At 40.2% G+C, this 644-nt stretch carries 1 protein-coding gene; it reads left to right on the top strand.

Going from position 1 to position 644, the window contains the following annotated elements; all coding sequences use genetic code 11:
• Positions 1 to 644, top strand: a 644-nt coding sequence (locus tag J7R10_RS08410; protein ID WP_484792989.1) for a type III PLP-dependent enzyme domain-containing protein, incomplete at both ends; no start/stop codon positions are given.

The raw sequence follows: 644 nt of genomic DNA, 5'->3' as shown, positions 1-644 counted from the left end.
CTTATGCGGTTAAAGCCAATTCTAATCAAGCTGTTTTGCGGCTTCTTAGCTTGAATGGATCGGGAGCTGATGTTGTTTCAGAAGGTGAATTGCGGCGTGCTCTTGCTGTTGGGATTCCTGCGCATCGTATTGTTTATTCTGGAGTTGGTAAAACAGTGCGGGAGATAGATTTTGCTCTTTCTCAAGATATTTACTGTTTTAATGTTGAGTCAGAGCAGGAACTTGAACAATTGTCAGCCCGTGCTGTTGCGCTTTCAAAAACAGCACGGGTTTCACTACGCATTAATCCAGATGTTGATGCAAAGACTCATGAGAAAATTACAACGGGAAAATCTGAGAATAAATTCGGTATTCCACTGTTGTTAGCAAGAGAGGCCTATAAAAAAGCGGATTCTTTACCTGGATTACATGTTTGTGGTGTCGATATGCATATTGGTAGTCAGATTTGTGATTTAAAACCGTTTGAGGAGGCATTTTTTATTATCGCAGATTTTGTGCGTCAATTGTGGAGCGATGGTTATGCGATAACGCATATAGATATTGGTGGTGGGCTTGGTATTGCATACGGTAATGAACAATATAACATACCTTCTCTTTTTGATAATGCAGTGCTTGTAAAGAAGCATATTGCACCTTTAGGGATC

Origin of the sequence: Bartonella vinsonii subsp. berkhoffii ATCC 51672, assembly GCF_902825225.1 — a bacterium.
Lineage (GTDB): Bacteria > Pseudomonadota > Alphaproteobacteria > Rhizobiales > Rhizobiaceae > Bartonella > Bartonella berkhoffii.
Note: the sequence above shows the minus strand (reverse complement) of the source record. Positions and strands in the feature narration are given on the sequence as shown.